We start from the raw sequence: 11,131 nt of genomic DNA, 5'->3' as shown, positions 1-11,131 counted from the left end.
ACGACAGAGAAAATGTTCCACTACATTTTTCGCCAGGTCCGGATTTCAGGCCAAAAAACCCAATATTTTCAATAGGGGCCTCTCCCAAAACGCCCCTCCACTGTTCAAGTTGGGTATGAGAAGCTCATGAAGAGCAAAAAGCTGGGTGAGGCGATCCAAATTGCAGAGCAGATGTATATGCTAGACGATAGGTCGATAAAGCTATTGCTATCTGCTGTACAATCCAAAGATAGAACGCCACAAGATGCTGCGCGTCATGTGCTGCACAGACTAGAATTGATAACTACAGAACACCGCCCCAGTAACGCAAGGAATGCTGTATGCAATGCTATATCTGATTATGTTACAAGGCCGCGGGAATACAACTCTGACATGGTATCTCTTGATTTGTCTGAAAAATACCTATGCGACTCAATACTCCAATTCATACATGATATGTACAGCTTGGGGGGGGAGGGATGCTGTGGTAGAAAAATACGACAACAAAGAGGTCACAATTGATGCAATAAATGATATGGTTGCGAGAATGGAGAGTGTTTGTTACAAAATTCAGTTCCCGACTGGATCAGGGCATAGCATTTGCAAGTTTCCCGAAGATAAGCTGCATGCACGCAAGGGAGGATAATACTATGTTGGGATTGTGTGGATTTAGAACCACATTTGCAGTCATGTATACCATGGCATTCCTGTTGCCGTTGCCAGCGGATGCTCAGGCGTTGCCTGGGGTAAATTGCGGGCTTATTGAGCCTGTCGAAGGGGATGATCCCTTGTGGCTCGTGATACCGCTTCCGCTGATCGATGTTAGCTCTAATGTCCAGGAAGTGACTCAGCTACCCGAACAGACCGCGATAGCCACGTATTTGGCATCCGGATTGAAGAATAAGTTTTTAGGCATACACAAGGCGCTTGGCATTGAAGTTGATCGACAAAATATTAATACCTACAGGGTACATAGATGTTGGTCTGTGTTCACTAGTGCGGATCAGAGAGATCCGGTACGTAAAATGAAGAACGTTGTCGCTGCGGGCAATAGGCAAATTCGCGAGAGCGGCAGAGAAAGGCGCGTATTTGCAGCCGCAAGATTTCTTAGCACAGATACGGGTAACTTTGTATCCACGGGAAAGATGGATCAGTTGCGAATGAGCTCAATCCAAATTGCCGTGGAGCCTACACCCAATAAGATTGTTGATGATATCTATCTGCTTTGGAATGGAAGAGAGGATGTCGGGTATCGTGCTGCATGGCTTCGGATATACGGTGCGTTTGTCGACTCCTGGATTGGGTTGATCGAGAAGCGAAGGATCATCGGAAGGCAGACAGACGGTACAATCGGCCGGGGGGATTTTCAATGTAATTCGCCCGAGGTCCTGGATTCGATCAGCCGCGCAAGATTGCTTAAGGAAAATATCCGCCGAGGATCGGTCGAAGATTTGGTTCATGCCGAGTGGGACAACACGACAAAGACGCTTTTCGGTCGAGATTTTTCGAACCACGCATACGCACATGGGTATGAAATAGGAAAAACGTTGGCATCGACCTTGCGTCAACTGGACGAGCTGATCGGCCTTTGTCCGACAGCGGGCGAGCCGACGAATCCGGAGTGTGTAGCCGGGGAAGCCGGCGAAGATTATCAAAGACCCGTAGCCGGTTGTGCGGAATCCTAAGGAGGGTACGATGGCTTTCCAACTCAAGAGCGTTGTCGTTGCCGTATCTGTGGCGGGGGCCGCTTGCAGCGGTTGCACAGGGCTTGAAGTTCCGGCTGCAGCGGTCGTGTACGGTGGCAACACGGTCGATGGCCTGTTCAATCTTTCCGGGATCTCGTGGGAAGAGACCGTTACTTGCGCGGATCTGCCGAAGGCCATCGACAGGACCGACAGGCCGTTGGTGGTGATCGCGTTGCCGTATGTCTATGACGGCATGGCGGATGACCAGCAAGCGGAGGCGAGGGGTATCGATCCGGGAGTCGATGTGGTCGCGCGGTCCATGCCTGTGCTGCTGCGCCGGGATATTCTCTTCAATCCGAGGGATCGCCAAGTGGCGGACATGACCGCGGGATACGAGGTGATCGCCGTAAAAGACGATAGTGGATGTACCGTTGCCGCCGTGGAGGAAACGCTGCTCCGGGATCGGACGGACGTGAAGAGGCACCGTATCGCGGCGATTTTGAGCGGGCGATTCTTCCATGGCGGAAGGGATGTCTACATGCAGACGGCGGCCCGCTTTCTGCGGATCCGGCCGGGCGGACAGGCCACCCTGTCGGGCGAAGTCATCGAGACCAGGGTATCCACCAATGGGCAGAATTTTCGGTTCAAAGCCGACCTGCCGGTCGGAGAGTTCGAGTTTCCGCGACGGACGGTAGGAAAGGCCGATTTGGCTGGCGCTCGGGAAAAGATGGAGAAGAGGGCGAGCGCCAATCCCGACGGATGGCGCCAATATGTCTATCCCATTTCCAGGGAACTGAACGCCTATCGTGGTGACGTCATCGCGGTGGAAGGCGACGAGATCGTTTTCTGGGATGCTGGTTCCTGGGGTGTGGGACCATGGAAGTGGCGCGCCAAGATTGCCGATGTCGATTTGCGGAAATTGGTTCCCGAGTTGGATTTCGTCGATGCTGCCGCCGAATTCCTGACCCTGGCGGACCGGTTGGAAAATCCCGACAGTCACCATGCAAGCAAATCGCTTGCAGCCTACCAAAACATATTAAGGGCGACGGAATCGTATACGGCGCGGGAGAAGGAAAGGCAAAAGGTCGATGGAACATCGAACATCGAACTGGCTTTTCCGCTGGGCTTGGCTCAGTCCATGGGCGCTGTCGCGGCCTTGGTCGCGGCGGGGGAAGGGGCTCAGGCACAGGGGACTGTGGATCCTTCCAGGGAATTCGCCAAGGACCTGGACGACACGCGCCAGTTCCTGCCGTCCCATCCGGGCATCGGCAACATCCGTGGCGCCTTGGCTATGGCCATGCTGAGTCTCGAACAGGGAAAGGCCGAGCGTCATTTGGCTCCACGCGATGCGTTGGGCGGATTCTTCGATGCAGTCCGGCTGGCATCTTCCAATCCTCTATATGTGGAAAATCTGAAGGCGTTCTACGAATATTTTGCTGCCGCCGATCGAAAGCTCGACTTGTCCACTCCTGAAAAGCGCACGATCCTGGAGCCAGAAGTTCTGAGGGCGCGCGTCGAAAAGCTGGACGCCGCCAAGCAGAATCTCGGTCCTACTCCGCACAAGGAGGCAACCATCGTTTTGTCCTTCCCCCATCCAATAGCGGACGATACCGGGGACGTGCCGCCGATGCGGACATCCTGCGCCTGTCCGGAGGAAAACTGACCCTGGAATGCCCTGCTGCCCCACCCGGAACGCCTGATCGAACCCGCCTTGGGCGGCACCGACGGCAAGCCCATGTTCGATTCGCTGCTGGCGGCCTTCGGCTGAAGACTCAGCCCCCGCGGCCGGAAGACCGGTCCCCGGCCAGGTGGGCCATGCGCTGGGCCAGCACCTGCTGGTTGGTCAGATCGAGCCGCTCCGAGAAGGCGCGCCGACACATCAGGCCCTTTTTCAGGTCCTCGGGCAGAACGGCCAGGCGGGCGATCAGGTCGTCGTAATCCTCGATGCCGCCGACGATGACGTCCGACCAGTTGAGGCGCGCGTCGGCGATCGCGGGCAGGCGGTTCAGTTCCAGGCAGAGCCGGCCGATCTTGGTCGCCTGGTCCAGCAGGATGATGTCCATCCCGAATTCCTCGGCGGCGATGCGTCGGCGCAGCGACAGGTCCCAGCGGATGCTGATCTCGGGCAGGAAGATGTAGCGCAGCCCGGACACCAGGGCCACGGACCCCTGTCCCGCGGGAATGGTGGTGAAACCGTCGATGGGCCAGCCTTCGCCGGGGAAATTGCCGATCAGGTCGATCAGGCCCGCCAGGTCGCGGATGCGCTGCGGCTGGCGGAAGCGCACCGTCAGGCTGGGCCGCGAGCTGTCGGTCCATTCGTCGTCGTGCAGCTTCCGGGCGATGAAGGCGTCGGTCTGGCCGTGATCGCGGGCCAGGCGGAACAGCGCCGCCGCCAGGTGCATGGCCTTGAAGTTCCGCCCCACCGAGAAATCCAGGCCCAAGGACAGCTCCAGACTGCGGCCGTAGCGGCCGAGGACGGCCCCGACGTGGCAATGGCGGACCTCCGGGTCCTCGGCCTTCAGCAAGGACAGCATGGGGCGACCGAATTCGAGCACGTCGGCGGCGCGCGGATAGACCAGGTTGGCCGGCCGGACCACCGACGACCCCAGGCGGGCGATGCCGCCCGCGTGCCGCTGCTTGGTGATTCCGACGAAGTATTCGTCCCACATGGCCTTCCCGTTTCGAACCGGAGGCCAAGGTAACCCGTTTGCGCCCGCGCGGTCATCTGCTATGAACGGGCTACCGGATTCACCAGGAACGCCGATCCCATGACCGCCATCACCCCCGACGTCGTCGCCGCCCACGGCCTCACCGAAGAAGAATACGAACTGGTGCTCCAGATCCTGGGCGGGCGGGCCCCGAATCTCACCGAACTGGGCATCTTCTCGGTGATGTGGAGCGAGCATTGCTCCTACAAGTCCTCCAAGAAGTGGCTGAAGACCCTGCCTACCAAGGCCCCCTGGGTGATCTGCGGGCCCGGCGAGAACGCGGGCGTCATCGACATCGGCGACGGCCAGGCGGTCATCTTCAAGATGGAAAGCCACAATCATCCGTCGTTCATCGAGCCCTACCAGGGCGCCGCCACCGGCGTGGGCGGCATCATGCGCGACGTCTTCACCATGGGCGCCCGCCCGGTCGCCAACCTGAACGCGTTGCGCTTCGGCGCCCCCGGCAATCCGAAAACCCGCCACCTGGTCTCGGGCGTGGTGGCCGGTATCGGCGGCTACGGCAACTGCATGGGCGTGCCCACCGTGGGCGGGGAGTGCGAGTTCCACGCCTCCTACGACGGCAACATCCTGGTCAACGCCATGACCGTGGGCATCGCGCCCGCCGACCGCATCTTCTATTCGGCCGCCGCCGGCGTCGGAAACCCGGTGGTCTACGTGGGTTCCAAGACCGGGCGCGACGGCATCCACGGCGCCACCATGGCCTCGGCCGAATTCAACGAGGATTCCGAGGAAAAGCGCCCCACCGTCCAGGTGGGCGATCCGTTCACCGAGAAGCTCTTGCTGGAAGCCTGCCTGGAACTGATGGCCACCGACGCCATCGTCGCCATCCAGGACATGGGCGCCGCCGGCCTGACCTCGTCCTCCTTCGAGATGGCGTCGAAGGGCGGGGTCGGCATCGAGATGGACCTGGACCAGGTCCCCCAGCGCGAAGCCAACATGACGGCTTACGAGATGATGCTCTCCGAATCCCAGGAACGCATGCTGATGATCCTCAAACCCGGCAAGGAGGATATGGCGCGCGCCGTCTTCGAGAAATGGGACCTGGAATTCGCCGTCGTCGGTCACCTGACCGATACCGGCCGCATGGTTATCCGCCACCGGGGCGAGACGGTCGCCGATCTACCCATCGACCCCCTGGCCCTGGCTTCCCCCGAATACAACCGCCCCTGGATTCCGACCCCCGCCCGCCCGGCCCTGGACCCCGAGGAGGTGCCGGCCCCCCAGAGCCTCGTCGAGGCCCTGAAGACCCTGGTCGGCGGCCCCGACGGTTGTTCCAAGGCCTGGATCTGGCAGCAGTACGACCACATGGTGATGGGCGATACCTTGGCTGTCGGCCGGCCCGGCGGCGACGCCGCGCTGGTGCGGGTGCACGGCACAAGCAAGGGCCTCGCCATGACCAGCGACGTGACGCCCCGCTACTGCCTGGCCGACCCGGCGCAAGGCGGCAGGCAGGCGGTCGCCGAAAGCTGGCGCAATATCACCGCCTGCGGCGCCACGCCGCTGGCGATCACCGACAACATGAACTTCGGCAATCCCCAGAAGCCCGAGATCATGGGCCAGTTCGTCGGCTGTATCGAAGGCATGCGCGACGCCTGCGAGGCCCTCGACTATCCGGTCGTCTCCGGCAACGTGTCGCTTTATAACGAAACCGCCGGCAAGGCCATCCTGCCCACGCCCACCATCGGCGGCGTCGGCCTGATCGACGACGTGACCAAGGCGGTGGGCATCGCCTTCCGGGAAGCCGGCGAGACGATCATGCTGATCGGCGAGACCCAGGGCCACCTGGGGGCGTCCATGTACCTGCGCGACGTCTGCGGTCGCGAGGAAGGCGCCCCGCCCGGCGTCGATCTGGCCGTCGAACGGCGCAACGGCGATTGCATCCGCCGCCTGATCCTGGACGGCAAGGTCACCGCCTGTCACGACTTGGCCGATGGCGGCCTGGCGGTCGCCCTGGCGGAAATGGCCCTGGCCGGCAACCTCGGCGCCCACGTGGATGCTCGCCCGCCCGCCGACCTGCCGGCCCATGCCTTCTGGTTCGGCGAGGACCAGGGCCGCTATCTGGTAACGACTCGCGACGCCACGGCGGTGACCACCGCCTGCGTCCATGCCGAGGTTCCGGCGCTCAAGCTGGGCAGCACCGGCGGCACCCACCTGACCCTGGCCCCGGGCGAGACCATCGCCCTGGCGGACCTGAAAGCCCTGCACGACGGGTGGCTGCCCGGCTTCATGGCCGCCCCCGACGCCACCGCCTGAGGAGCCCGCCCCATGGCCATGGACGCCCATGAAATCGAACGCCTGATCCGGGAGGGGATTCCCGACGCCCAGGTGACCATCGAGGACCTGCGCGGCGACGGCGACCATTACGCGGCGCTGGTGGTATCCGCCGCCTTCAAGGGCAAGAGCCGGGTGCAGCAGCACCAGATGGTCTACGCGGCGCTGCAGGGCCGGATGGGCGGCGAACTCCACGCCCTGGCCCTGCAGACGGCCGTTCCGGGAGAGGCCTGACGCCGTTGACAGAACGGGAGGGGGGGCCCATATCAAGGCCGCTTCACCAGTCAGCGAGGATTCCTCCCGTGAATACCAATCCCGTCTTTACCCGCATCCAGAAGGAAATCGACGACAACCCGGTCGTGCTGTTCATGAAGGGCACGCCGATGTTTCCCCAGTGCGGCTTTTCCGCCGCCGTGGTGCAGGTGCTGAGCCAGCTAGGCGTCAAGTTCAAGGGCATCGACGTGCTGCCCGATCCGGAACTGCGCGAAGGCATCAAGCAGTTCGCCAATTGGCCGACCATTCCCCAGCTTTACGTGAAGGGCGAGTTCGTCGGCGGCGCCGACATCGCGCGCGAGATGTTCGCGTCGGGCGAACTGAAGCAGCTTCTCGAAAGCAAGGGCGTGCCCTTCGCCCGCTGAATGGGAAGCGATCTGGACGACGGACTGGCGAAATTCCGGGCCGGCGACCCGCAAGGGGCCGCTGCCTGTTGCCGCCGCGTCCTGGACGGCGATCCCAGGAATTCCGAGGCCCGGCACCTGCTGGGCCTCGCGCTTTTCCAGACCGGGGATCTGGCGGAAGCGGTCTCGCAGATCCGCCGGTCGGTGCTGCTGGAACCGGCGAACGTGGCCGCCTGGCTGAACCTCGGGGTCGGGCTGAAGCGCCTTAAGAGGCGCGACGATGCGGAAGCCGCCTTCCTGGAAGCCCTGAACCGCGACCCGTCCTTTGCCGGCGCTTGGTTCAACCTGGGCAATCTGTACCTGGAATCGGCCCGCCCCTGCGAGGCCGAATCGGCCTACCGCCGCGCCCTGGACATCGATCCGGACGATGGCCGGCCGCTGCAGAATCTGGCGGTGGCGCTCAGGGACATGGGAAGGCTGGAGGAGGCCGAGGCTCTGCTGCGCCAGATCGTCGCCGCCCAGCCCGCCGACGTCGGCGCCCTCAACAACCTGGGCAACGTGCTCCGCGAACGCAAGCGGGCCGATGCCGCGATCCCGCTGCTGGAGGAAGCCGCGAGCCGGGACCCGGCGTCGGCCGACGTGGCCTACAATCTGGGGGCCGGCCTGGCTGAGGAAGGCCGGACCGGCGAGGCCGATCGGGCTTTCGGCCGCGCGGTGGTCTTGCGGCCCGCCTTCGTCAAGGCGCGCTGGGCGAAGGCGCTGGCCCTGCCCATCCTCTACGATAGCGAAGACGAGATCGAGGATTGGCGTTGCCGCTATGCGGCCGGCCTCGCGGAACTGGACCAAGGCCTGCGCCTGGATTCGCCGTCGGAGATCGCCGAAGCCCTGGAAGCGATCCGGGAACGCACCAATTTCGCCCTGCCGTACCAGGGGCGGAATGACCGCCAACTGCAGATGCAGTATGGCGCCCTGGTCCACCGCATCGCCGCGGCCGCATTTCCCCGCCATGCCGAACCGTTGGCTCCGCGAAGCCGGAACGGGCGCCTCAAGGTGGGATTCGTCTCCGCCCACTTCCGGCAGCATACGGTGCTCAAGCTGTTCGGCGGCTGGCTGACCGGGCTCGACCGCGACCGCTTTGCGGTCCATGGCTTCACCACCGGCCTGCTGACCGATCCGGTCACCGAGAACATCCGCGCCCGCCTGGACGGCTTCCATCCGGCTACGGTCGAAACCCTGGCGGCGGCGGCCTGCGACACCTTGATCTACCTGGACATCGGCATGGACCCCCGCGCCCAGGTTCTGGCCGCCCTTCGCCTTGCGCCACGCCAGTACGTGGCCTGGGGCCATCCGGAGACTACCGGTCTTCCGACTCTCGACGGGTTCCTGTCCAGCAGCGGAATGGAGCCGGAAGATGGGGAATTGCACTACACCGAGTCCCTGATCCGTCTCCCCAACCTGTCCATTTCCTACCCCCGTCCGCCGGCGCCCCCGGCGGAACTACGAAAGGATGGCCCGCCGATCCTGCTGTGCGGCCAGAGCCTGTTCAAGCTGCTCCCCCGCTTCGACGCCCTGGCGGTGCGGCTGGCGCGGGAGATCGGGGCCTGCCGGCTGGAGTTCATCGCCCACCCGTCGGACGCCGTGACCGGGAAGTTCCGCGCCCGGATCGGCGCCGCCTTCCGCGCCGCCGGCCTGGACGAGGACCGCATCCGCATCCATCCCCGCCTGTCCCCGACCGACTTCCTGGCGGTCAACCGGAATGCCGACCTGGGCCTGGACAGCCTTGCCTGGTCGGGCGGCAACACGACCCTGGAGGCCCTGGCCTGCGGCTTGCCGGTCGTTACCCTTCCCGGCGACCTGATGCGCGGCCGTCACAGCAAGGCGATCCTGGAGCGGGCCGGCCGCCCCGACCTGATCGCCCGCGACGCCGACCAGTATGTGGAAATCGCCGCCCGCTTGGCCGCCCGCCCGGAACGCCTGGATACCCCCGCGTCCCTGTTCGACGACCCCGAACCGGTCGCGGCTTTGGGCGATCGGCTGGAACGGGGCTGACGCCTGCCATTTCCTCCGATTGCCGTGCGGCGGGTTTCCGGGCATAGTGGGGCCGCATGGCTAAAAGGGGGAACGGAGCGGATCGGGAAACATTGCAGGCCGACAACGGCTTGGCGGGTCCGCTTGCCCTGATGGCCGACATGAGCCAGGATTTCGCCGCTTCCCGCGACTTGGAAGACACCTTGCGCCGGGCGCTTGCCCGCATCTCCGACCATGTGGGCGCGGAAGGGGGAGCCCTGTTCCTGCTGGACGAGGGGGCGACCAACCTGAATTGCCATGCCTGCGTCGGCCCCATCGACATCACCGGCCTCACCCTGCAGGCCGACCAGGGCATCGTCGGCCGCTCGGTGCAGAACAACATCCCGGAAATCGTCCGCGACGTGGAAAGGGACCCCAATTTCCACAAGACGGTGGACGACAAGACCGGCTTCACCACCCGCTCCATCCTCTGCGCCCCGATGGCGGTCAAGGACAAGCGGATCGGCGCCATCGAACTGGTCAACAAGAAGGGCGGCGACGGGCTGTTCTCCAGGGCCGATCTTCAGGTGTTGCAGGTGCTGTCCTCTTCGGCCGGCATGGCGATCCTCAACGCCCGCATGGCCGAGGCCCTGGTCGAGCAGGAGCGCACCCGCCACGAACTGGAATTGGCCGCCGAGATCCAGCGCGGCCTGCTGCCCGAGGCGGGGAGCGACGACTTCCCGGTGGCCGGGGTCAACGTGCCGGCCCGCATGGTGTCGGGCGACTTCTACGACTTCTTCACGCTGGAAGACGGCCGCATCTGTTTCGCCATCGGCGACGTTTCCGGCAAGGGCATGAACGCGGCCCTGCTGATGGCCAAGACGGCCAGCGTGTTCCGCTGCCTGGGCCGCACCGTGCACGAGCCGGGCCGCCTGCTGTCGCTGATCAACCGCGAGGTCTGCGAGACCACCACGCGGGGCATGTTCGTCACCATGGCGGCCGGCATCTTCAATCCCGCCAGCGGACGGGCCCGTCTGGCCAACGCCGGCCACGAACCGGCCCTTCTGCTACGCGCCGACGGAACGGCAGAGCGTTTCGAGGCCGACTCGCCACCGCTAGGCATCTCGCCCCTGCTGGTCCCCGAGCACGCCTTTCCCGAAGTCGAGATCGACCTGACCGGAGGAACGCTCTACCTGTTCACCGACGGCGTCACCGAGGGTACGGTCGAGGACGGCTCTGCCCTGGGCTCCGAGGGCTTCCAGCGGATGGCCGGCCGGGGACGCGAACGGCCGCTCGCCGAACGCCTGGCGGCGATCTCCGCCCTTCTGGCCCGACCCGGCGCCACCTTGCACGACGACGTCACCATCTTGGCCGTCGAGGATCGCGGCGGGGACCGGGCGGATGTTTTCGCCCCCACGGCCATTTCCGGCGAACGCTTGGTGAAACTTTCCTTCCCGGCCCGGCCCGACCGTCTCAAGCTGGTGCGTAGCGCGGTTTCCGAGGCGGCGCGCATCTGCGGCATGGGGGACGAGACCGTGCTCGACGTGGTGCTGGCGGTCGACGAAGCCTGCCAGAACGTGATCCGCCACGCTTACAAGAACTCGGGCGAGGGCCTCGTGGCCCTGGAAATCCATCGCACGGCCGACGAGATGACGATCCTGCTGCGCGACTACGCCGAACCGGTGGACGTCAGCAAGATCAAGCCGCGCGATCTGGACGACATCCGGCCGGGCGGCCTGGGCACCCATTTCATCCGCGAGGTGATGGACTCGGTCGAATTCCTGCCCACTCCCCCGGATGGCGGCAACCTGCTAAGAATGGTCAAACGCATCGGATGACACGA

The 11,131-nt window shown here is 63.9% G+C and carries 8 protein-coding genes and 1 pseudogene; 8 read left to right on the top strand and 1 reads right to left on the bottom strand.

The window, feature by feature from the left end; genetic code table 11:
• The first annotated feature begins 677 nt into the window (after positions 1-677).
• The 3 genes and pseudogenes from H7841_11600 (at position 678) to H7841_11590 (ending at position 3,432) form a co-directional block, all read left to right on the top strand.
• Positions 678-1,664 carry a hypothetical protein gene (locus H7841_11600; protein ID MEO5337522.1) on the top strand — a complete coding sequence of 329 codons (987 nt, stop codon included), beginning with the start codon at positions 678-680 and terminating at the stop codon, positions 1,662-1,664.
• A gap of 10 nt (positions 1,665-1,674) precedes the next feature.
• The gene (locus tag H7841_11595) at positions 1,675-3,327 is read left to right on the top strand and encodes a hypothetical protein (GenBank protein ID MEO5337521.1); all 1,653 of its coding nucleotides are present in this window, start codon (positions 1,675-1,677) and stop codon (positions 3,325-3,327) included.
• 12 nt (positions 3,328-3,339) lie between these two features.
• A pseudogene (locus tag H7841_11590) lies at positions 3,340-3,432 on the top strand (phosphoribosylformylglycinamidine synthase subunit PurQ).
• Between the two features lie 4 nt (positions 3,433-3,436).
• Here the strand turns inward: H7841_11590 and H7841_11585 are convergent.
• Positions 3,437-4,333, bottom strand: a complete 897-nt coding sequence (locus H7841_11585) for a hypothetical protein (protein MEO5337520.1) — start codon at positions 4,331-4,333, stop codon at positions 3,437-3,439.
• A gap of 99 nt (positions 4,334-4,432) precedes the next feature.
• Here H7841_11585 and purL point away from each other — a divergent pair, with 99 nt between their 5' ends.
• The 5 genes from purL to H7841_11560 all read left to right on the top strand — a co-directional run bounded on the left by purL (position 4,433) and on the right by H7841_11560 (position 11,126).
• Entirely contained in the window at positions 4,433-6,646 is a 2,214-nt protein-coding gene (purL, locus tag H7841_11580; GenBank protein MEO5337519.1) for a phosphoribosylformylglycinamidine synthase subunit PurL, read from the top strand.
• A gap of 12 nt (positions 6,647-6,658) precedes the next feature.
• Positions 6,659-6,898 carry a BolA family transcriptional regulator gene (locus H7841_11575; GenBank protein ID MEO5337518.1) on the top strand — a complete coding sequence of 80 codons (240 nt, stop codon included), beginning with the start codon at positions 6,659-6,661 and terminating at the stop codon, positions 6,896-6,898.
• Positions 6,899-7,032: 134 nt separating this feature from the next.
• A complete protein-coding gene (gene grxD, locus H7841_11570; GenBank protein ID MEO5337517.1) occupies positions 7,033-7,302 on the top strand; it encodes a Grx4 family monothiol glutaredoxin in 270 nt (89 codons plus the stop codon).
• Positions 7,303-9,330 carry a tetratricopeptide repeat protein gene (locus H7841_11565; protein MEO5337516.1) on the top strand — a complete coding sequence of 676 codons (2,028 nt, stop codon included), beginning with the start codon at positions 7,303-7,305 and terminating at the stop codon, positions 9,328-9,330.
• A 92-nt stretch (positions 9,331-9,422) separates the two neighbouring features.
• A complete protein-coding gene (locus tag H7841_11560; GenBank protein ID MEO5337515.1) occupies positions 9,423-11,126 on the top strand; it encodes a SpoIIE family protein phosphatase in 1,704 nt (567 codons plus the stop codon).
• Positions 11,127-11,131: the final 5 nt, after the last annotated feature.

Source organism: Magnetospirillum sp. WYHS-4, from assembly GCA_039908345.1.
Classification (GTDB): domain Bacteria; phylum Pseudomonadota; class Alphaproteobacteria; order Rhodospirillales; family GLO-3; genus JAMOBD01.
This window is presented reverse-complemented; position numbering and strand designations above follow the sequence as displayed.